Origin of the sequence: Arthrobacter glacialis, from assembly GCF_002909445.1 — a bacterium.
Lineage (GTDB): Bacteria > Actinomycetota > Actinomycetes > Actinomycetales > Micrococcaceae > Specibacter > Specibacter glacialis.
On the sequence record NZ_PPXC01000008.1, the window covers coordinates 107,442 to 128,287 of the forward strand.

The 20,846-nt window shown below is 63.0% G+C and carries 24 protein-coding genes and 1 riboswitch; of the genes, 2 read left to right on the forward strand and 22 right to left on the reverse strand.

Going from position 1 to position 20,846, the window contains the following annotated elements; all coding sequences use genetic code 11:
* Positions 1-490: 490 nt before the first annotated feature.
* The 8 genes from lgt to hisI all read right to left on the reverse strand — a co-directional run bounded on the left by lgt (position 491) and on the right by hisI (position 7,804).
* On the reverse strand, positions 491-1,555 hold the full coding sequence (lgt, locus tag CVS27_RS11805) for a prolipoprotein diacylglyceryl transferase (protein WP_103466023.1): 1,065 nt from the start codon (positions 1,553-1,555) through the stop codon (positions 491-493).
* A complete protein-coding gene (trpA, locus tag CVS27_RS11810) occupies positions 1,555-2,400 on the reverse strand; it encodes a tryptophan synthase subunit alpha (protein ID WP_103465942.1) in 846 nt (281 codons plus the stop codon). The genes lgt and trpA overlap by 1 nt, the downstream gene beginning before the upstream one ends.
* Positions 2,393-3,805 (reverse strand): tryptophan synthase subunit beta, encoded by a 1,413-nt coding sequence (trpB, locus tag CVS27_RS11815; RefSeq protein ID WP_103466024.1) that lies wholly within the window; start codon positions 3,803-3,805, stop codon positions 2,393-2,395. Before trpB ends, trpA begins: the two co-directional genes overlap by 8 nt.
* 127 nt (positions 3,806-3,932) lie before the next feature.
* A complete protein-coding gene (gene trpC, locus CVS27_RS11820; protein ID WP_207767516.1) occupies positions 3,933-4,748 on the reverse strand; it encodes an indole-3-glycerol phosphate synthase TrpC in 816 nt (271 codons plus the stop codon).
* A gap of 2 nt (positions 4,749-4,750) precedes the next feature.
* Positions 4,751-5,026, reverse strand: coding sequence for an HGxxPAAW family protein (locus CVS27_RS11825; RefSeq protein ID WP_103465943.1), 276 nt, complete (start codon positions 5,024-5,026; stop codon positions 4,751-4,753).
* Positions 5,027-5,123: 97 nt separating this feature from the next.
* A complete protein-coding gene (locus CVS27_RS11830; RefSeq protein ID WP_306418493.1) occupies positions 5,124-5,780 on the reverse strand; it encodes a Trp biosynthesis-associated membrane protein in 657 nt (218 codons plus the stop codon).
* Complete coding sequence (locus CVS27_RS11835; RefSeq protein WP_103465944.1) at positions 5,777-7,330, reverse strand: anthranilate synthase component I; 1,554 nt, start codon at positions 7,328-7,330, stop codon at positions 5,777-5,779. The genes CVS27_RS11830 and CVS27_RS11835 overlap by 4 nt, the downstream gene beginning before the upstream one ends.
* 60 nt (positions 7,331-7,390) lie before the next feature.
* Positions 7,391-7,804 (reverse strand): phosphoribosyl-AMP cyclohydrolase, encoded by a 414-nt coding sequence (gene hisI, locus CVS27_RS11840; RefSeq protein WP_103466027.1) that lies wholly within the window; start codon positions 7,802-7,804, stop codon positions 7,391-7,393.
* Between the two features lie 175 nt (positions 7,805-7,979).
* On the opposite strand from hisI, the gene CVS27_RS11845 reads away from it, so the two are divergent.
* Together CVS27_RS11845 and CVS27_RS11850 are read left to right on the forward strand one after the other, a co-directional pair.
* Positions 7,980-8,624 carry a TIGR03085 family metal-binding protein gene (locus CVS27_RS11845; RefSeq protein ID WP_103465945.1) on the forward strand — a complete coding sequence of 215 codons (645 nt, stop codon included), beginning with the start codon at positions 7,980-7,982 and terminating at the stop codon, positions 8,622-8,624.
* A 46-nt stretch (positions 8,625-8,670) separates the two neighbouring features.
* On the forward strand, positions 8,671-9,090 hold the full coding sequence (locus CVS27_RS11850) for a DUF6855 family protein (protein ID WP_103465946.1): 420 nt from the start codon (positions 8,671-8,673) through the stop codon (positions 9,088-9,090).
* A gap of 99 nt (positions 9,091-9,189) precedes the next feature.
* Here CVS27_RS11850 and hisF read toward each other — a convergent pair whose 3' ends face one another.
* From hisF to CVS27_RS11920, 14 genes are all read right to left on the reverse strand, one after another.
* Positions 9,190-9,960: an imidazole glycerol phosphate synthase subunit HisF gene (hisF, locus tag CVS27_RS11855; RefSeq protein ID WP_103465947.1), complete on the reverse strand. Its 771-nt coding sequence runs from the start codon at positions 9,958-9,960 to the stop codon at positions 9,190-9,192.
* 11 nt (positions 9,961-9,971) lie between these two features.
* Positions 9,972-10,817 carry an ATP phosphoribosyltransferase gene (hisG, locus tag CVS27_RS11860; RefSeq protein WP_103465948.1) on the reverse strand — a complete coding sequence of 282 codons (846 nt, stop codon included), beginning with the start codon at positions 10,815-10,817 and terminating at the stop codon, positions 9,972-9,974.
* Between the two features lie 90 nt (positions 10,818-10,907).
* On the reverse strand, positions 10,908-11,171 hold the full coding sequence (locus tag CVS27_RS11865) for a phosphoribosyl-ATP diphosphatase (protein WP_103465949.1): 264 nt from the start codon (positions 11,169-11,171) through the stop codon (positions 10,908-10,910).
* 247 nt (positions 11,172-11,418) lie between these two features.
* The gene (ribH, locus tag CVS27_RS11870) at positions 11,419-11,907 is read right to left on the reverse strand and encodes a 6,7-dimethyl-8-ribityllumazine synthase (RefSeq protein ID WP_103465950.1); all 489 of its coding nucleotides are present in this window, start codon (positions 11,905-11,907) and stop codon (positions 11,419-11,421) included.
* Positions 11,904-12,560, reverse strand: a complete 657-nt coding sequence (ribA, locus tag CVS27_RS11875; RefSeq protein WP_103465951.1) for a GTP cyclohydrolase II — start codon at positions 12,558-12,560, stop codon at positions 11,904-11,906. Before ribA ends, ribH begins: the two co-directional genes overlap by 4 nt.
* Entirely contained in the window at positions 12,553-13,197 is a 645-nt protein-coding gene (gene ribB / locus CVS27_RS11880) for a 3,4-dihydroxy-2-butanone-4-phosphate synthase (RefSeq protein WP_103465952.1), read from the reverse strand. The genes ribA and ribB overlap by 8 nt, the downstream gene beginning before the upstream one ends.
* A complete protein-coding gene (locus CVS27_RS11885; protein ID WP_103465953.1) occupies positions 13,194-13,826 on the reverse strand; it encodes a riboflavin synthase in 633 nt (210 codons plus the stop codon). The genes ribB and CVS27_RS11885 overlap by 4 nt, the downstream gene beginning before the upstream one ends.
* 3 nt (positions 13,827-13,829) lie before the next feature.
* A complete protein-coding gene (gene ribD / locus CVS27_RS11890) occupies positions 13,830-14,945 on the reverse strand; it encodes a bifunctional diaminohydroxyphosphoribosylaminopyrimidine deaminase/5-amino-6-(5-phosphoribosylamino)uracil reductase RibD (protein ID WP_243399926.1) in 1,116 nt (371 codons plus the stop codon).
* Positions 14,942-15,682: a nicotinamide riboside transporter PnuC gene (gene pnuC / locus CVS27_RS11895; RefSeq protein WP_103465954.1), complete on the reverse strand. Its 741-nt coding sequence runs from the start codon at positions 15,680-15,682 to the stop codon at positions 14,942-14,944. The genes ribD and pnuC overlap by 4 nt, the downstream gene beginning before the upstream one ends.
* A 120-nt stretch (positions 15,683-15,802) precedes the next feature.
* A riboswitch (FMN riboswitch) is annotated at positions 15,803-15,947 on the reverse strand.
* A gap of 146 nt (positions 15,948-16,093) precedes the next feature.
* Positions 16,094-16,771, reverse strand: coding sequence for a ribulose-phosphate 3-epimerase (rpe, locus tag CVS27_RS11900; protein ID WP_103465955.1), 678 nt, complete (start codon positions 16,769-16,771; stop codon positions 16,094-16,096).
* Positions 16,772-16,833: 62 nt separating this feature from the next.
* Positions 16,834-18,399 carry an RsmB/NOP family class I SAM-dependent RNA methyltransferase gene (locus tag CVS27_RS11905; RefSeq protein ID WP_103465956.1) on the reverse strand — a complete coding sequence of 522 codons (1,566 nt, stop codon included), beginning with the start codon at positions 18,397-18,399 and terminating at the stop codon, positions 16,834-16,836.
* Positions 18,396-19,316 (reverse strand): methionyl-tRNA formyltransferase, encoded by a 921-nt coding sequence (gene fmt / locus CVS27_RS11910; RefSeq protein WP_103465957.1) that lies wholly within the window; start codon positions 19,314-19,316, stop codon positions 18,396-18,398. The genes CVS27_RS11905 and fmt overlap by 4 nt, the downstream gene beginning before the upstream one ends.
* Positions 19,313-19,879, reverse strand: a complete 567-nt coding sequence (gene def / locus CVS27_RS11915) for a peptide deformylase (RefSeq protein ID WP_103465958.1) — start codon at positions 19,877-19,879, stop codon at positions 19,313-19,315. The genes fmt and def overlap by 4 nt, the downstream gene beginning before the upstream one ends.
* A 74-nt stretch (positions 19,880-19,953) precedes the next feature.
* The gene (locus CVS27_RS11920; RefSeq protein WP_103465959.1) at positions 19,954-20,796 is read right to left on the reverse strand and encodes a PD-(D/E)XK nuclease family protein; all 843 of its coding nucleotides are present in this window, start codon (positions 20,794-20,796) and stop codon (positions 19,954-19,956) included.
* Between the last annotated feature and the right edge of the window lie 50 nt (positions 20,797-20,846).

The following is a 20,846-nucleotide window of genomic DNA, read 5'->3' on the forward strand; positions in this document are numbered from 1 at the left end:
CGGATGTGTTTCCTTGGCACCGAATTCCCGCTGTACCGCACTGACTCCCCCATGAGGGCGTCATTCATTGTGCAAGTACACACGAACGGGTGGTTCATGGTGCATTTGCACAATAGTAGGAGATTTCGCTGTGAAATCTTCCCCTTCGGTCGTTTTTACTATATAGCGGGGCCGGTACTACCGAATATGCAAATCTTGTTCTACGGACTCATATGCACGATCAGTAATAGAATTCGGTGCACGTGCGCGGCCGCCGTGCCTAATCTCGGGTTGTCTGGCCGATTTCCGGCACAGATTCTCGCTTATGGGCGCTTTGGCGGCTTGTCGGCGGTTCCTCAACCGCAGGCAAGCCGCCAACGCGCCCATAAGCGCGGAAGGTACGTTTATGCGGCAGGGTCGCGGGCACGAAAAAGGTGGCCCTGGTTATCCAGAACCACCTTTTACGGCTTCAACAACACCTTGCAGTGCGGTTGGTGTCCATGCGGACTAGCTACTTACCGTCCTTGGCCGAATCCTTCGCAGCCGACTTTGGCGCGGCGGCCTTGTCCGCAGCATCAGCCGGGACAGCGTCGCCGGTCTTCACAGCATCTGCAGAGTCACCCGAACCACCCACTGTCCTGGCCTCGGAATCGGCTGCACCCTCGAGCGTCTCGTCAGCTGCCGGCTCATGCCCGGGCAGGTACACGGACTCGGATTCCTTGCCTCGGCGGGCGTAGGTCAGGATCAGGAACACCGCCAGCGCAGCCACAAACACAATGATGCTGGTCCAGACGTTGAGGCGGGTGGTGATGCCGAAGAACGTGATCTGCTCGGCGTCGTCGATCCGGAGCATTTCAATCCAGACGCGGCCGGCAGTGTAGATCATGGCGTACATCAGGAACAAGCGTCCGCTGCGCAGGCGGAACTTGCGGTCCAGGAGCAGCAGCACCGCGACGCCGGCCAGGTTCCACAGGCACTCGTAGAGGAAGGTGGGGTGGAACAGGGTGTCGGGGCTAAAGCCCGGCGGCACAAATTCAGGGGAAACGCTCAGGCCCCATGGCAGGGTGGTGGGCGCACCGAAGAGCTCCTGATTGAAGTAGTTGCCCCAACGACCGATGGCCTGCGCCAGCAGGATACCGGGGGCTGCGGCGTCAATGAAGGCCGAAATTTTCACGCCGGCGCGGCGGCAGCCGATCCAGGCTCCCACCACACCGAGCACCACGGCGCCCCAGATGCCCAGGCCACCCAACCAGATTTGTGGGATCAGGGAAAGATCGCCCGTGCCGTCATAGCCGGGGCCAAAGTAGGCATCCGGGGAGGAGAATACGTGGTAGAGCCGGCCACCGATGATGCCAAACGGGATGGCCCAAATGGCAATGTCCCAGATGGAGCCCTCGGGCCCGCCGCGCTTCTTCCAGCGACGATCCGTGAGCCAGAGCGCTGCCACAATGCCCAGGAGAATGCACAGCGCGTATGCGTGAATGCGCAGCGGGCCAAGGTCAAAGCCGGACCACACCGGCGCGGGGATGGCCGCGCCGAGAGCACCGCTGAGCTGCTGCGGAATAAGAGTGGAAATCACTGGGTCAAAGCCTCCGTGTTGGATGTGGACGGCACGTCAAAACCAGTGCTGAGTTCCTTGGCTAGGGCACCCACCGCGGCTACCCCGCCGTCGCGCAGTGCAGCCACCAGTGCTGTGCCCACGATGACACCGTCGGCGTAGGCGGCAATCTCGCGGACGTGCTCGGGCCGGGAAACTCCCAGCCCGACGCAGGCGCGCTCTGCTCCGGCGTTGTGGGCGGCGGCCACGACGGCCTCCGCTGCGCTGGAGACCGAGGTGCGGGCGCCCGTGACACCCATGATGGAGACGGCATAGACGAACCCGCGGGTTGCCTCGACCGTCATGGCCACACGCTCCGGTGTGGAGGACGGTGCCACCAGGAACACGCGGTCCAGACCGTACTTGTCGGAGGCGGCAAACCATTCGGCGGCCTCATCCGGGATGAGGTCGGGAGTGATGAGCCCCGCTCCCCCGGCCTCGGCCAAGCGGCGGGAGAACTCGTCCACGCCCATGCGGTCCACGGGATTCCAGTAAGTCATGACCAGAACGGCTGCATCAGTCTCGGCCGTGACGGCGGCGACGATGTCAAAGACGTCGGCTACGCGGAAACCGTTGGCCAGGGCTTCGGTGGTGGCAGCCTGAATGACGGAGCCATCCATGACGGGATCCGAGTACGGGATGCCGATCTCAATGATGTCGGCTCCGTTGCGGGCCACGGCAATGGCTGCGTCAATGGACGTCTGCTTGTCCGGGTAGCCGGCGGGCAGGTAGGCAATCAAGGCCTTGCGGCCGGCGGCCTTGGCCCTGTCAATGGCAGCCGCGGACTTGCTTGCGGACTGGATCGGTGCGGTGCTCTCACTCATGGGTGGCATCCTCTGTATTTTCATCGGCAGCCGGGGCTGCACCCTTGGCGGTGCGGGTAGACAGGGTGGTGCCTTTCACGTGACCGTCGTCATCGAGCATGCCGAACCAGGCGGCTGCGGTTTCCACGTCCTTGTCACCGCGGCCTGAGAGGTTAACGATGATCACCACGTCCTCAGCCTTGGCGGCGTCGGCCGTGAGGCGCTGGCCCACCTTGATGGCGCCGGCCAAAGCATGGGAGGACTCGATGGCGGGGATGATGCCCTCAGTCTGGCTTAGCAGCCTGAAGGCCTCCATGGCCTCACTGTCGGTGATCGGCTCATAGCCGACCCGGCCAATATCGGCCAGGTAAGAGTGTTCGGGGCCGACGCTGGGATAGTCCAGGCCTGCGGAGATGGAGTGCGACTCGACGGTCTGGCCGTCGTCGTCCTGCATGAGGTAGGAGCGGGCACCGTGCAGCACGCCGGTACGGCCCAGCGTGATGGCTGCGGCGTGGCGACCAGTTTCGACGCCGTCGCCCCCGGCCTCGAAACCGAAGATCTTCACGGACGGATCATCCAAGAATGCGTGGAACAGGCCAATGGCGTTGGATCCGCCGCCGATGCAGGCGCACAGGGCGTCGGGCAGGCGGCCGATCTGCTCGAGGATCTGGCCGCGGGCCTCCTCACCAATGACTTCGTGGAAAAAACGCACCATGGCGGGGAAGGGGTGGGAGCCGGAAACCGTGCCCAGCACGTAGTGGGTGCTCTCCACATTTGCCACCCAGTCGCGCAGTGCGTCGTTGATGGCGTCCTTGAGCGTCTGGGATCCATTGGTCACGGGGACGACGGTGGCACCAAGGAGCTGCATGCGGGCCACGTTCAAGGCCTGGCGACGGCAGTCCTCGGCACCCATGTAGACCACGCATTCAAGACCGAGCAGGGCGGCGGCGGTGGCGCTGGCCACACCGTGCTGGCCCGCGCCAGTTTCGGCGATGATGCGGGTCTTACCCATGCGCTTGGCCAGCAGGGCCTGGCCCAGGACATTGTTAATCTTGTGGGAACCTGTGTGGTTCAAGTCCTCGCGCTTGAGGAACACGCGGGCGCCACCGGCGTGCTTGCTGAAGTTCTTGGCCTCGGTCAACAGTGACGGGCGACCCGAGTAGTTCTTGTTCAGCTCGGCGATCTCGGCGAGAAACTCGGGGTCAACCCTGGCCTTTTCAAAGGTGTCTTCAAGCTCATCCAGGGCTGCGATGAGTGATTCCGGCATCCATCGGCCACCGTAGCTGCCAAAGTAGGGGCCAGGTGCGTGCCGCAGGGAATGCTCGGGAGAGAATTCCGGTGCCGCGGCGCCGCCCTGTAAGAATGCTGTTGCCGGATCCACCATGTCAGCGGGATCCTGTGACGAAGCTGCTGGCACGTTAGCCATCAGTTCCACCGTCCTGTTCCTGGATAATTGTGCACTAATAGTCTTCGGCGGCCGCGGTGCCGCATATTGCCATAAAGCCCGGCCGTCATGCCCCGGAAAGGGACACGGCAACCAGGCAAGAGGTGCTCTAGCGGGCGCTGATGGCCAGTGCCCCGGCGGCCTTGAATTCGGCGATCCGCTCACGCGGAGTGGAATCCTTCACCAACGCTTCGCCCACCAAAATGGCGTGGGCGCCGTGGGCGCTGTAATGCTGAACATCGGCAACGTCGCGGACACCGGATTCGGCAACCACAATGGGGCCTGCGGGAATGCTGCCAGCGAGGGCTGCAAACACGCCCCGGTCAACGTCCAAGGTTTTCAGGTTGCGAACATTGATGCCAATGATCTTGGCATCAACTGCCACTGCCCGGGCAATCTCCTCCGCCGTGTGTGTTTCCACCACGGCGTTCATGCCCAGCTGATGGGTCAGATCCAGGTAGCTTCGCAGTTCCTCATCGCTCAGTGCCGCAACAATGAGCAGCACCAGGTCCGCTCCGTGGGCACGCGCTTCCCAAATCATGTACTCATCGCAGGTGAAGTCCTTGCGCAGCACCGGAATGTCCACAGCCGCGCGAACGGCATCCAAATCGGCCAAGGAACCGCCAAAGCGGCGCTCCTCGGTGAGGACGCTGATCACGCTGGCTCCGCCGTCGCGGTAGTGCACTGCCAGTGCAGCCGGATCGGCGATGCCTGCCAGATCACCCTTGGAGGGGCTGCGACGCTTCACCTCGGCGATGACCATCAGTTCAGGGCGCTGCGCCAAGTTTCCACCCAGAGCAGCCCAAGCGTCCAGGGCAGGGGCAACATGCTTGACCTGCTCCTGCAACTCGGCCAGGCTGACCAGTTCTTGGCGCGCCCGAAGGTCCGCTCGGACTCCGTCAATGATGTCCAGCAAAACACTCACGATTAGTGGCCGGTGTTCTTCAGCTTGCTGCCACCAACACCGTAGCCCGCGGCCCGCAGGACGGGTCCTGCAATGAGGCCAACAACAATGACGCCCACGCCGATCCAGAACAAGGTGGTTGCGCTCTCGCCGATGACGAAGGCGATGCAACCGATGATGGTACCAACCAGCATGATGGTCACGCTTGTCCATGCTGCCGGGCTGTTGCCGTGCCCTAGTTCGATGCTGTGATCAACGGGCTCGTGTACGGTAACTGCCTGCGCCGACTTGTTGCTCATGGTAAATCTCCCTATTTAACGCGGATACTGAAATACATTCTGCCATTAGTTGCCCAAGGAAGCCGAAACTGCGGCACCCCTTGGATGTGTGCCGTGCCTAGACTGTGGGGTCTTCCCCGCGGCTGAGCTGATCCCACCGGTCAATCTCGTCCACCGGCTCACCGGCGTTGGCTCCCGAGGCCGTCGTGGCGGCGTCATATTTGGTGCGCACGGTCCAGGCCCGCCCAAACCACAGCACAGCCAACGCGGTCAGGGCCAGCACTGCCGCAGCCAGCGCGGCCAGCACAGGAAAGATGGTGGTGGTGGCGTCAGAATTCTGGCCAATGATGCCCGTGGCGGCACCAACCTCGGACATGGCGGCAGCTGCCGGATTCGCCAAAACCCTAAGCGCGACGGCGATGATCCCCACCGCGCCCAGCAAGACGATGCAGGAGGCGACAATGCGGGCCACTTTCCCGGCAATGGTGGTTGCCAGGGCGCCTGCCAGGGCCACCAAGGCCAGGGCGGAGACGGCCACAGCGGCCTTGCTGCCCGGAATGTCCAAGTCCGTCTGGGCCACTTCACCGGGTGCGATGGCTACGTGAATCCAGGTTTGGGTGGTGGTGCCGAACACGGCCAGCGCAGCCAAAATTGCCAACAGGATCAACGTTGACTTGCGCTGCCAGGGCGGAGTCTTGGTGGCGCTGGAGTGCGGTGCCACAGCTCCCAATACCTCTTCGTCTGACTCGTGTGATTCCGGAACTGACGTGCTCACAATTCTTCCCCGACATTCTCATCAAGGGCCCTTAGTGAGGCGGCCGCATACACAGCGCGCAGCGGGGCTGCCGCCTTGTTAACTGTTTCCAGGGCCTCGGTCTCGTTGACTGAATCGGCCACGATGCCGCCGCCGGCCTGGACATAGGCCTTGCCGTCACGCAGCAGGGCCGAACGGATGGCGATGGCCATGTCCATGTTGCCGGCAAAGTCCAGGTATCCAACAACGCCGCCGTAAATGCCGCGGCGATGCGGTTCCAGTTCGTCAATGAGACGCAGCGCCCTCGGCTTTGGAGCCCCGGACAGGGTTCCCGCGGGGAAGGTCGCGGCCAAGACGTCATAGGCGTTCTTGTCCGGGCTGAGGGTGCCCACCACGGTGGAGACCAGGTGCATGATGTGGCTGAAACGCTCCACCTCCATGAACTGGGTGACATCCACTGTGCCGGGGACACAAACCTTGGAAAGGTCGTTGCGGGACAAGTCAACCAGCATCAGGTGCTCGGAGCGTTCCTTGTCATCCTCCAGCAAGTCCTTGGACAGCCATTTGTCATCCTCCACCGTGCCGCCGCGCGGTCGCGAGCCTGCAATGGGGTGGGTGATGACCTCGTTGCCGCTGACGCTGACCAGGGCCTCCGGTGAGGATCCCACAATGGAGTAGGGCGCACCGTTGGAGTCCTCGAAGCTGTACAGGTACATGTACGGGCTGGGGTTGGTGTTGCGCAAGACGCGGTACACATCCAAGGCGGTGGCCTGGCATTCCATTTCAAAGCGGCGCGAGATGACCACCTGGAACACTTCACCATCCACAATGGCTTCCTTGCTGCGGTCAAGCGCGGCCAGGTACTGGTTCCGGTCCCAGCGCTCCTGCACGCTCTCGGCAAAGCTGGCTGCCGGAACGTCCACCACGGACATGGGCTGGACCACGGGCTGGCGCAGTTGCTCCACCATGGCACGGACCCGGGCCACCGCGTCATGCCAGGCGCCGTCCACGTTCTCGTCGGTGCCGTTGGCGTTGATGGCATTGGCTATCAACAGCACGGTGCCTTCATTGTTGTCATGCACGGCCATGTCGGCCACAAGGTTCAGGGCAACTTCAGGCAGGTGCAGGTCATCGACGGGCGGCTCCGGGAGTTTCTCCCAGTGCCGCACAGCCTCCCAGCCCACAAAGCCCACCAAACCCGAGGTGAACGGCGGCAAACCATCGAACCGTTCGGTGCCCAACAGCTTCAGCGTTGCTTCCATGGCATCCACCGGGCTACCACCCAAGGGCACGCCCACTGGGGGTTCACCCTGCCAGAACGTCTCGCCGTCGCGCGTTGTCAAAGTGGCAATGGAGCGCACACCAATGAAGGAATAGCGAGACCACACCCCGCCCACGGCAGCCGATTCCATCAAGAACGTGCCCGGCGCCTCGGCGGCGAGGGAGCGGTACAGGCCAATGGGCGTTTGCGCGTCGGCGAGGACCTTCAGATGGACGGGGACAACCCGGCGGCTGCGGGCCAATTCCCTAAATTCCGCCAGGGAGGGGCTGATGACACCTAGATCTTGCATGAAATGGTTGGCTTCCTTGAGTCAATCGGGTGAATGAAGCAAAACTACGAGGTGCGGGAGCTACTCGCCGCGGTGACCCACCACGGCTGTGAGTTCACGGTTGTCAAAACAGGTGTGTGTGCCGGTGTGGCAGGCTGCGCCCACCTGGTCAACTTCGATCAGCAGGGCGTCGCCGTCGCAGTCCAGGGCCACGCTCTTCACGTACTGGAAGTGCCCGGAGGTGTCGCCCTTGCGCCAGTATTCCTGGCGGGAGCGTGAGTAGAAGGTGACGCGTCCACTGCTCAGCGTCCGGCGCAGGGCCTCATCATCCATCCAGCCGAGCATCAACACCTCATGGGTGTCGAACTGCTGAATGATGGCTGCAACGAGTCCCGCATCATCATGCTTGAGCAGGGCCGCCACCTCGGCGGGCAGTTCCTCGATGGTGGTGGCTGCTGCCGCAGCGATTGGCTGCGTGGCGGACTCGGCCGGCATTGACTGGGGTTCTGGATTGTGCTGCATCAGTGCCAATTCTAGCGCCAGAAAGCGTCTCAAACCGTCATCGGGCTGCGCCGGCGAATGTAACCCGGGGTGAAATTCGTAAGCCAAGGACAGCCAAGCGGCGGTTCTTGATGCCAATTGGAGTCAATACATGCTAATTTCACAAGTGATGCGATTTGTAGAGCCGTCCCGAGAAGTACTCGCCGAAACCTTGCTGGCAGCAGGTCCGGGAGCTAACACACTCTGTGAAGGATGGCGGACCCAGGAACTGGCCGCTCACCTTTACCTGCGCGAACACAATCCCCGCGCCGGCCTGGGCATGGTGCTCAAACCCTGGCGCAAAGCCACTGAAAAGGCCATTGCCAAGCTCGCGGCCGAGTCCAGCACGCCCGAGGCGTATGCAGCCTTGGTGGAAAAGTTCCGTGCCGGCCCGCCCAAAATTTCACCCTTTGCCTTGAAAGCTGTTGAGCACAGTGCGAACCTCGCGGAGTTCTTCATCCACACCGAAGATGTCCGCCGCGCCTCGGACCGCTGGGCGCCGCGCGCCTTGGATGCCGAGTACTCACAGGCGCTCTGGGCTGAACTGATCACCCGGGCAGCCATTCTCTACCGCAGCGTTGACCTGGGCGTCGTTTTGGTCAACGCCAGCGGACCCCGGCACGTCGCCAAACGAGCACCCGTCTCCGTGGCCATCATTGGCGAGCCGGGTGAGCTGCTCATGCACGCCAACGGCCGCACAGGCCAGGCTTTGGTCTCCTTTGAGGGCCAGCAAGACGCCGTGGCACTTTTGCAGACAGCGTCGGTGGGGCTCTAGCTTTTCTTAGGCCGCCAGCGTTCGCATCTAGTGGATGGAAAAGTTCATGAGTGCACTTGACTGGGGCAACGCCGGCACCAACGACTCCCCGTGGCTGTTGAAAACCCCACCCGGCACCTCCGAGTACACCATGTACCGCAACGAATCAGCAGACCCGCCAGAACTTGTGTGCACGGTGGGCAAAACAGTTTTGAAGTACCAGCTTCGCCTCGTTGCCGACTTGGCGGCCATGCTTGCCGAGCACGGCGACTGGATGGAACTGGGCAGCGCTGATGAGCAGAAAACCGCCAAAGACGGCACCGTGGAGGCCTGGGCCCGGGCCGAGTCCAATCCTGTGGGCGGCTGGTACGGATTGAAGAAGGGCTACCGCGGACGTGTCGGCATGTACCTGCCGCCGCTGCTGGAGGAACTGGGCCTGGCTGAGGTGGAGCACAATCCACGTAACAACCGGATGCGCGCACTCTAACCCCGCCTCGCCTCGCCCCGCCTCGTGAACGGGCAGTAGTTGTTGATGTTTGCGTGAAACATCAACAACTACTGCCCGTTCGCGAGGCCGGCGAGGGAATCAGCGGACTTCGTAACCGGCGTCGCGAATAGCCTTTTTCACATCGGCAATGGCATGGTCCGGCCCAAAGTGGAACACGGATGCGGCCAGCACAGCGTTGGCACCGGCAGCTACGGCGGGCGGGAAATGCTCCGGCTTGCCGGCACCGCCCGAGGCAATGATGGGGATGTGCACGGCGGCGCGAACCAGCCGGATCAGCTCCAGGTCAAAGCCTTCCTTGGTGCCGTCGGCGTCGATCGAGTTCAGCAGGATCTCCCCTACACCGCGGTCGGCCGCTTCCTTGGCCCATTCGATGGCGTCCATCCGTGTGCCCTCGCGGCCACCGTGGGTTGTCACTTCATAGCCCGACGGCGTGATCCCGCCCTGCGTGCGGCGCGCGTCAACGCTGAGCACCAGAACCTGCGAACCAAAACGGTGGGTGATCTCATCGATGACGCCGGGGCGGGCAATCGCTGCTGTATTGATGGAGGCCTTGTCAGCCCCATGGCGCAGCAGCTTGTCCACATCGGACACCTCGCGCACTCCCCCGCCAACAGTCAGCGGGATGAAGATCTGCTCGGCAGCGCGGGAGACAACATCAAAGGTTGTCTCCCTGTTCCCGGAGGAGGCCGTGACGTCCAGGAACGTCAGCTCATCGGCCCCGGCAAGGTCGTAACGCTTTGCCAACTCAACCGGGTCACCGGCGTCGCGCAGGTTTTGAAACTTGACGCCCTTGACCACGCGGCCGGCGTCGACATCCAGGCACGGAATGACCCTGATGGCAACACTCATGGGTCTTCTCCCTAGATGCGGCAGGCGTGGATGTTGCTGACCAGGATGGCACGGGCGCCAAGATCGTACAGCTCGTCCATGATCCGGTTGGTGTCCTTGGACAAGACCATCGAGCGCACAGCCACCCAGTCCGAGTCGCGCAGCGGCGAAACCGTGGGCGATTCCAGACCCGGGGTCAGTGCCGTGGCCTTCTCCATGAGCGTCTTGGGCACGTCGTAGTCCAGGAGCACGTACTGGCGCGCCACCAAAACGCTGTGCAGGCGGCGGATCAACACTTCCACCCCGGCCGGCGGGGTAACGCCGCGGCGGCCAATCAACAAGGCCTCCGAGTTCAGGATGGGCTCGCCGAAAATTTCCATGCCGGCTGCCTTGAGCGTGCTGCCGGTTTCGACGACGTCGGCAATGGCGTCAGCCACGCCCAGCCGCACGGACGACTCAACGGCACCGTCAAGGCGGACAACCTTGGCGTTGATGCCAAGTTCGGCCAGGTACTCACGCAACAGGCCGTCATAGCTGGTGGCCAGGCGCTTGCCTTCCAGCTCGGCAGCCTTGCTGAAGTGGCCCACGGGCCCGGCAAAGCGGAAGGTGGAGCGGGCAAAGCCCAGCGGCAACAGCTCTTCGGCATCCACCTGGGCGTCCATGAGCAGGTCACGGCCGGTGATGCCAACATCCAGCGTTCCGGCGCCAACATAAACGGCAATGTCGCGGGGACGGAGGAAGAAGAATTCAACGTTGTTCTCAGGGTCAACCATGACCAGCTCGCGGCTATCGCGGCGTTGGCGGTAACCAGCCTCCGCCAACATGGCTGAGGCGGCTTCGGACAGGGCACCCTTGTTCGGGACGGCAACACGCAGCATTTGAAAGTTTCTTTCAGATCGGTTCAAGCAAAAGTTTTTTGGCGTTTCCAACGCCTTTTCAGGGTCGACTCAAGCAGCCACAGCGCGTGGCTATAGATGCTTGTAAACGTCCTGAAGGGTCAGTCCTTTTGCGATCATCATGACCTGCAGGTGGTAGAACAGCTGGGAAATCTCTTCGGCACAGGCCTCTTCCGATTCATACTCGGCGGCCATCCATACCTCAGCAGCTTCCTCAACCACTTTCTTGCCGATACCGTGAATGCCGGATTCAAGTTCGGCGACGGTACGGGAGCCGGCGGGCCGGGCTGCGGCTTTCGCACTGAGCTCATCAAAAAGGGATTCGAAGGTCTTCACGGAGTCCAGCTTACTTGCTTTACGGGCCGTCCAAGGATTCACCCACCAGCCGCGTCCAACATGTGGACATTTTCCCGCGCCTGCCCGCCGGGCACGGCAGCTGGCTGAAGTTATGCGCCGGACCCATGACGAGTTCGGCGCATAATTTCATTCCTCTGAAGCTGTGCGTAAAACTCGGCTCGAGTTCAGCGCATAAGTACTTATGCGCAGAACTCATGGCGGGTTCCGCGCAAAAGTTCAGGAACGGTTAGACGCCCAGCTGGGCCAGGGTCAGGGCTGCTGCGAGGGCGGCCGTCATGGCCTCGTGGCCCTTATCCTCCACCGAGCCGGGCAGTCCGGCGCGGTCCAGGCCCTGCTGTTCGGTGTCGCAGGTCAGCACGCCGAAGCCAACGGGCACGCCTGTGCGGACGCTGACGTCGGTGAGTCCCATGGTGGCTGCCTGGCACACGTAGTCAAAGTGCGGAGTGCCGCCGCGGATCACCACACCCAGGGCTACGACGGCGTCGAACTTCGGTGCCAGCCGCGCAGCAGCAACGGGCAGCTCGAAACTGCCCGGGACCCTGACCACTGTGGGCTCGGCGATGCCGGCGTCCGCGGCACCGCGCAGGGCACCGGCCAGCAGGCCGTCCATGATTTCGGTGTGCCAGCTGGCGGCAATGATGGCCACCTTCAACGATGATGTGTGGGACTTTTCTTCCGTGCTGAATCCGATGACTGGTGCTCCGTGGCCGCTCATGCTGAGGGTCCTTCCTGGGGGTTTGACGTTGCGTGGCTTGTGGCTTTTTCGGGTGCTTCCACGTTCAGCACGTGGCGCATGCGATCGCGCTTGGTTTCCAAGTAGCGGACGTTTTCGCTGCGCGCAGGAACCTCGGTGGCAACGATCTCACTGATGGCGATTCCGAGACGGCTCAGTTCCTCCGACTTCAGCGGGTTGTTGCTGAGCAATTTGATGCGGTCCAAGCCAAGGGCTACCAGAATGCCGGCAGCCGAGGCGTAGTCGCGCGCATCCGCCGGGAATCCCAATTGCTCGTTGGCGTCAACGGTGTCCGCACCGGCCTCCTGCAAGGCGTAGGCGCGCATCTTGTTGGCCAGGCCAATGCCCCTGCCCTCATGGCCGCGCAGGTAAACCAGCGTTCCGCCGTGGGTGTAAATGAGCCCGAGGGCATAGTCCAGCTGTTCACCGCAATCGCACCTGTAGGAGCCAAGAACATCTCCGGTGAGGCATTCCGAATGCAGGCGAACCAGCGGATCCCCTTGCGCAGCATGGGGTGAGGTGACGCTGAGGTGCTCGGCCCCCGTGACTTTGTCCGTCCACGCCTGGGCCTGGAACACACCAAACTTGGTGGGCAGCGAAACCACGGGGCCGCCGCTGACACAACTCTCAGTCATGACCGGGCCCTCCCGCCATGTGGTCAACGAGGTCGGCGATGGAAATCAGCAACAGGCCCTGCTCATCGGCGAACTGTCGCAAACCGGGCAGCCTGACCATTTCGCCGGCGTCGTCCACCACCTCGGCAATGACACCGACGGGCTGCAACCCTGCCAACTTGCACAGGTCGACGGCTGCTTCTGTATGCCCGGGACGCTGGCGCACTCCCCCGGCCACGGCGCGAAGGGGGAACATGTGCCCGGGCCGGGTGACGGCGTCGGGCATGGATTGCGGGTCAGCGAGAACTGTTGCACTCAGCGACCTGTCGGTGGCGCTGATGCCCGTGGAGACACCGTGCGTGGCGTCGCAGCTGACAGTGTATGCCGTGCCCTTGGCGTCCTGGTTGACCTCCACCATGGGCGGCAGCGCCATGGCGTCAGCCCGGTCGTGGTCCATGGGTATGCAAATCACCCCGGAGCTGTGCCGGATGGTCCAGCCCATGAGTGCGGGGGTGCTGTGCTGGGCGGCAAAAATGATGTCGCCCTCGTTTTCCCTGTCCTCGTCATCGACCACCAGGACCGCCTCGCCCCGAGCCATCGCGGCGATGGCCAGGGACACCGGGTCCAGCAGCGTGACGGGATCTGTTGCGGCACTCATTGGGCATCCGCCTCAAGTGTGCTGAATTCCAGCAGGCGCTGGGCGTATTTGGCCAGCACATCCACTTCCAGATTGACGGTCCCGCCAACACCCTTGGCGCCCAAGCCTGTTTTTTCCAGCGTGACGGGGATGAGCCCCACCTCAAACCACTGCTCCGGCAACGCGGCCGGGCTGACGGCAGTCACTGTCAGGGACACGCCGTCGATGGCGATGGAGCCCTTTTCTGCAATGTAGCGCGACAACTCCCGGGGCACGGCAAAGCGCAGGCGGTCCCATTTGCCCTGGTTCTCGCGTTCGAGCAGGGAACCAACACCGTCCACATGGCCTTGCACCACATGTCCGTCCAGCCGCCCGCCAGCCACCACGCAGCGTTCCAGATTGACGGTGTCGCCCACGTGCAGTTCACCTGTTGTGGTGCGCAGCAGGGTTTCGCCCATGACATCTACTTCAACCGTGCCCCCGTCCAGGCGCACCGCGCTCAGGCACACACCGTTGACGGCCAAGGAGCCGCCAAGGGCCAGCCCGTCCAGGACGTCACCGGCCTTCACAACCAGCACGGCACTGTCCGATTCCGGCTGCTGCTCAAGGCTGACCACTGTGCCGCGGCCTTCAATAATTCCTGTAAACATGCTCTATTTTCCTTCCACGCTGGCGGCCTTGGCCGGCATCAACGTCAATTTCAGGTCCGGGCCCAGAATTTCCACAGGCCCCCGCGTGGTGCTGTCCCATTCCCAGCGTTGGGCGTTTTCAAGGGTTCCAATGCCGAGGTCGGTCAGGGCTGGAATGCCAGCGCCCAACAGGGTCGGCGCAAGGTAGACAACCAGCTCATCCACCAGCCCCTGTGCAAGGAACGCCGCGTTGATTTTGGCACCGCCCTCAATCATCAGGTGCCCCACTCCGCGCGCTTGCAGTTCCCGGACGACGGCGGCCGGATCGTGGGTTTGCAGGGCCAGGAAGTCGTCCGTGCCCGCCTTGCCGCGGACGGCTGCATCCGCTGGAATTTCTCGCAGGCCCATCACCACGCGCAGGGGCTGCTTGGCGGAGTCTGCGCCGTCGGCGGCACGTGCTGTGAGCCGCGGGTTGTCCGCGATGACAGTTCCCGTGCCCACCACAATGGCATCCACGCGGGCACGCAGTTCGTGCGAGTCCTGCCGGGACTCCTTCGAGGTGATCCACTGGCTGGTGCCGTCCACCGCGGCGATGCGCCCGTCAACGGTTTGCGCCAGCCTGGCCGTGATGAACGGCCGGTTCTCCCGGACGGCAATAAACCACTGCCGGTTGAGATCTTCGGCTTCGGTGGCCATCAACCCCATCCGGACGTTGATGCCTTCGTTGTGGAGAATCTCCGCTCCGCCGGCCGAAGTCTTGTTCGGATCCGGCAACGCGAACACCACGTTCCCAATTCCAGCGTCCAGGATGGCCTGGGTACACGGCCCGGTCCGGCCCACATGGCTGCACGGTTCGAGGGTGACAATGAGGGTTGCTGCCGAGAGGTCGCGTTTCACCCCGGTGCCCAGCAGGCGGTTGATCACATCGGCTTCAGCGTGGGCGGTCCCGGCACCCTTGTGATAACCAATGGCCAGGAACGTCCCATCGGCGTCAATAATCACTGCCCCTACCAGGGGGTTGGAGCTGCGGACGCCCTGCCGTGCCGCCGAGAGAGCAGTCTCCATGCCGAGCACCTCGGCATGTGTGAAGTGCTCCGGCTCGGGGCTCATGCCGCCTTGGTTCATGGTGTTCAAGTTCATGATTTGACCTCTCGATTGCTCACAGTGATGTCGGGGAAAGTGGCATCGACTGATACCTGGCGGGCCAAGGCGTCGCTGGTGCGCCGCACCCGCCACCAAACAAAGAATCCGGCCAAGGTGAAAGCGCCGTAGAAGATGTACATGAAGGCGGAGGCGTAGTAGCCGGCGCTAAAGAGCAACGGCACGCCCACCAAGTCCACGGCAACCCAGATGAGCCAGAACTCCACCCACCCCTTGGCCATCCCGTAGGTGGCCAAAAGTGAGCCCATGAAAATCCAGGCGTCCGCCCACACGGGTTCGTAGGAACCCAGGGCGCGGAAAATTGGTGTGAGAATTGCTGTTCCGGCGATCATGGTCCCCACCAGGGCCCAGCGTACGCGGACTCCGGCCCAGCGCGGCTCAACGGCTTCGCCAACGTGCGTGCCGTCGTCGTTCTTGGTATGGCGGGTTTGGTTCCACCTGTGCCAGCCGTACACGGAGACGGCGATGAACATGATTTGGCGGCCGGCTTGGCCCAGCAGGTTGACGTGGTCGGCCGAGCCGAAGACCGAGCCCATGAAGACGGTGAACAGCAGGAGATTGCCGATGATGCCCACGGGCCATGCCCAGATTTTACGGCGCATTCCGCCGAGGGCGCTGGCGAGCCCAAAAAGATTGCCTATGACTTCACGCCAGAGCAGGAATCCGCCACCGGCAAATTCAAGTTTGGCGTCAAAGAGCCATCGCAGAAAGTCCATCGTTACCTATACCCTTTCAAGACCGCGATGGCTCCGGGGGTAACGACAGAACGGGCTCACCCGTGCGACGGCGCCAACAGCGTATGCGGCTGCGACACCTTTGGCGGGTGGCCAAAACTGTTCGTGCTTCTCCCATCCAGACTTTAACTGTCGGTTCCGGAATTTCACCAGATCAACCGTGCGCTGCCTGCTGTTTCCAACTGGCTGCGCGCGGGTCGCGGACTATAACCGCCGGTTCGGAATTACACCGACCCCGGAGCACGTGATACTTCATTTTTGCTGCCCGCCATTGCGAACGGCACTTATAGTATGGCACCTTATTATGGCGCCATTTGCATTGCCTACTTCTTATGTAATGCGCGGTGGGTCCAATTCATTCCCGCCCTATTAAAGTCTATGAAGCGGGGAAGTCTAGCCGAAGGCCAGCTGGCCCTTGGCGCGTAAGGATTCGATGGCCTCTTCCGGCGACGGCATGCCGTAGACGGCTGATCCGGCCACAAAAATATTGGCCCCGGCTTCGGCTGCTCGGGTGATGGTTTCCTCCGTGATGCCGCCGTCCACCTGGATGGCCACGTTGACGCCGCTGCCTTCGATGGCGGCCCTGGCCCGGCGAATCTTGGGCAAGGTGACGTCCAGGAACGACTGCCCGCCAAAGCCCGGCTCAACCGTCATGATGAGCAGCATGTCCAGTTCAGGGAGCATGTCCAAGTAGGGCTCGACGGCGGTGGCTGGCCGCAGCGCCATGCCAGCCTTGGCCCCCCGGGCCCGGAGCTCACGGGCCAGCTTGATGGGGGCGTTGGATGCCTCGACATGGAACGTCACCGAGGCCAGGCCGGCGTCCGCGTACTGCGGTGCCCACCTGTCCACATCGGCGATCATCAGATGCGCGTCCAACGGGATGGGGCTGACCTGCTGGATCCGTTCCACCACAGGAAGTCCCAGGGTCAGATTCGGCACAAAATGGTTGTCCATGACGTCAACGTGGACGGCGTCGGCGTTGCTGATGCGCGCCAATTCGGCTTGCAGGTTCACAAAGTCGGCGGACAAAATGCTGGGGTTGATGCAGCATTTGAGCGAATTACTGGTCACGAATTAGCCTCATCTTTTCTGCTGGGATTTTCTGCTGGGACACTCGTGGTGGTGCGGGCGGGTCAGTTCTTGCGGATCAGGGCAAGGAACATGGCATCGCTTTGGTGGATGTGCGGCCACAGCTGCGCCATTTTCTGGTGGGCGGGCACAGCCGAGGCGGCGTTGCCGGCACCCACATTGTGGCTGAGGCTGACAGCGTCAAGGGCGGCACCGGCGTCGAGCAGTTCAAGATCGTCACGCTTGCGCATCACGTCCTCCACCACGGCGATGGTCTCGGCAACGTGCGGGGAGCAGGTCACGTAGGCAACCACGCCGCCGGGCTTGACTGCCTGCAAGGCAGAGGTCAGCAGTTCGCGCTGCAGAGGGCCGAGCTCGGCCACGTCCGAGAGCTTGCGGCGCCACCGTGATTCCGGACGACGGCGCAAGGCCCCCAGGCCCGTGCAGGGCGCATCAACCAGGATCCGGTCAAAGGCGTCCGGGTGCTCCTTGCCAATGTCGCGACCGTCGCCAGTGCGCACGGTCCAGGTGTCGGCCGGCACTGCGGCGAGTGCCTGGGAGACCAGCTTGGCGCGGTGCACGGAGGGCTCATTGGCCAAGATCCAGGCGCCCTTCTCTGCTGCGAGGGCTGCCAGCAGGGCTGCTTTTCCACCGGGGCCGGCGCACAGGTCGAGCCAGCGTTCCTCGCCGTCGTTCGGTTCGGAGGTGATCTCCACGGCCGCCAAGGCCCTGGCCACCAGCTGCGAACCGGCGTCCTGAACACGCACGGAGCCGTCGCGGACACTTTCCAGTCGGCTCAAGTCTCCGCCGGAGGACAGTGCGGAATCCGCCACTAATTCACCGGGCGTGAAGCCGGCCTCGAAGGCCTCGGAAAGATCGCCCAGGCCGGGCAGGGCCACCAGGTTCACCACGGGGGCCTCGTTGTCGGCCTCCAGCAAGGCGGTGATCTCGGAGACGTCGCGACCGTGCGCCACCAGGGCCTGGCGCATGGAGCGAACAATCCATTCCGGGTGGGAATGCTCAATGGAGGCAATCTTGACGTCGTCGCTGAGACCCTCGGTGAGCTCGCTGAGCCACTGCGGCAATTCCTTGGCGGCAACCTTGCGCAGCACTGCGTTGACGAGACCCGACGGGCCGGCACCAATCACGGCGCGGGCCAGGCCAACGGTCTGGTCCAGGGCGGCGTGCGTGGGCACGCGCATGGCCATCAACTGGTGGACGCCAATGCGCAGGGCATCCAAAATGGCAGGATCCAGCTCGCTGAGCGGGCGGTCCACGCACTGGGTCAGGATGGCGTCATAGGTGCCCTGGGCGCGAAGTGCACCGTAGGTCAGTTCCGTGGCGAAGCCGGCGTCGCGGCGGTCCAGGCCATGGCGGCGGATGCGTGTGGGCAGCACCAGGTTGGCGTAGGCGTCATCGGCCGAGACGGCCCGCAACACCTCAAAAGCCACCAACCGTGCCGGATCTGCTACACGGGTGCGCTGCCCCGGTGCGGTATCCGTCCGGTTGCGCGTGGTGCTGCGGTTCCGCTCGCGCCCTGCATCATCACGACGCCGGACACCCCCGGAGTTGCCGCCCTGCCCTGATCGGTTGCTTTGGTGGCTCGAACGTCCGCCTTGCTCGCTGGTCATTCAAACACCACATCTTCCTTGTTGGCTAGGCCGCGGGCCCAGTCTGTTGCTTTCATAAGTTTTTTGCCTGCCGGCTGCACGTTCACAAGCTCAATGGCGTGCGATCCCGTGCCCACCAGCACGGATTTCGTCTCCACGCGAAGCTGCCCGGGGGCAAGATCGGTAACATCTGGACGCAGCAAAACCGGTTCCAGTTTGAAACGCTGGCCGCCGAGCAGAGTCCAGGCGCCCGGCTCGGACGTCACGCCGCGAACCCGCCGGTCGATGGCCAGGGCCGGATCGCTCCAGCGCACGTGGCCGTCCTCCAACGTTAATTTGGGGGCCAGCGAAATCTCGCCCTGCTGGGTCACGCCACTGAGCGCACCTGCCTCAAGGCCACCCATGGTTTGGGCCAGCAGCACTGCCCCGCTGTGAGAAAGCCGTTCCAGCAACTCCGCACTGGTGTCGGTGGGGCGGATGCCCTCGGTCATGGTGCCGTAGATGGGTCCGGTGTCGAGCCCCTTTTCCAGCAGGAAGGTGGCGGCACCGGTGACCTGGTCACCGTTGATAACGGAGTGCTGCACGGGGGCCGCGCCGCGCCAGGCGGGAAGCAAGGAGAAATGCAGGTTGATCCAGCCATGCGTGGGGATGGTCAGAGCACTTTCGGGGATCAACGCCCCGTACGCCACAATGGCGGCCACCTCCGGCGCCGCGGCCGCGATGGCCGCGGCAGCTTCGTCGTCGATCTTGTTGGCCTTGATGACAGGCAGGCCAAGCTCTTGGGCGCGGGCTGCAACGGGCGACGGCGTGAGCACCCGTTTGCGGCCTAACGGCGCATCCGGGCGGGTCAGGACAGCAACAATCTCATGCCCTGCGGCGCGCAAGGCTTCCAGCGACGGCAAGGCTACAGCGGGTGTTCCGGCAAAAAGTATCCTCATTGGGCGGCGCCTGCGCCAAAAGCTGAGCCCACAGTGCGGGCCCGCTTGGCAACAGTCTGTGCCGTGACATCGTGGTAATTGGCGGTGCGAATAGCGCGCAAGGCTTCCTTGCGGTCCTCACCCTCAAGGCGGTCCACATAGAGCTTGCCCATCAGGTGGTCAGTTTCGTGCTGGAAGCACTTGGCGAGGACGCCTGTTGCTTCCATGTCGATGGGGTGGCCGTTCTTGTCCACACCGGTGATGCGCACCCACCTGTGACGCTCAACCTTGAAGCCCAGGCCCGGCACCGACAAGCAGCCTTCAGCTTCCTGTGCGGTGGCGAGGTCGTCGCTGGCCACCAGGATGGGATTGATGATGTGGCCTTCCTGGCCATTCACCGAATACGTGAAGATCTGCTTGTTGACACCAACTTGGGGTGCCGCCAACCCGGCCCCCCGGACATCCACCATTGTCTGGTGCATGTCGTCAATGAGCTTGGCCAGTTCGGGGCCAAAGGTTGTCACTTCCTCGGCCACTGTTCTCAGGACAGGGTCGCCGATGATGCGAATGCTCAGGATGGCCATGGGTGGGGACCTCACTTTGGAATTGATGCGTTCCGGTTCAGGGGAATGCTGGGGCTTCTAAGTCTAGTTGGCGCTCAACGTCCGGGCGGCGAAATTTCCAGCAAAGGTGTCCCGGCGGCGGCAGCATCCAATGAGGTTTGCCACACACGTCGCAGTGAGGCGAACTTAAACCAGTGGGCTTTAAGTACTTCGGGGTTTGCCCGCAGTGTCCGGACTTCTGTTTCGCCGATGGCAACGCCGAGCAAGATGGGGTCGGCTCCGTATTTCCAGGGTTCCCAAGTGCCGGCGGATTCATCAACAATGGACTCCTCTGCCTTCATCCCCGCAACCAACTGCATGACCACCTTGGCGTCCAGGCTCTTGACCTGGCCATTCCTGTCGGTGCCTTTGGTTTTGTAGTCGATGATGCACAGCTTGCCACCAATGGTGGCCACCAAATCCAAGGTTCCTGCGTAGCCCAGCGTTTCATTCCAGACGGTGACCTCCGGAGCCAGCGGCTTGACCTGGTAGTCCTCCCACCAGGTGTCAAAGCGCAGCGCAAAGTTCTCCTCGCCGTGTTCGGCCAGGGCTTCGCGGGCCTCAGCCAACTGGTGCGGCCTGTCCAGGGCGCGCAAGGACACCTGTTCGCAATAATTGTGCACCCGGTCGCCACGGGCTGCTGCGGCGTCCCGGAACTGTTCGGCGGCGTTGGAGCTGTCCCGCACCACTGTGCGCAACTGACCAGGATTGCCCACGGCCGCACCCAAATCGGGGTGTTTCGCCACGGCAGTTGCCGCCATATAGCCAATCCAGCCGTCCAGGGTGTTGGATTGCTGGCCAATGACCGTGGTGATGGAAGGGACCTTGGGCGGGTCCTGCAGGGAACGGGCGTACATGCGCCCCAATTCGGTGCTGTGTGCCAAAGCTGGTGCTGTCATACCTCTACTATTCCACTACCGTCGGACACCGTGGCCCAGCCAGGGGCTTA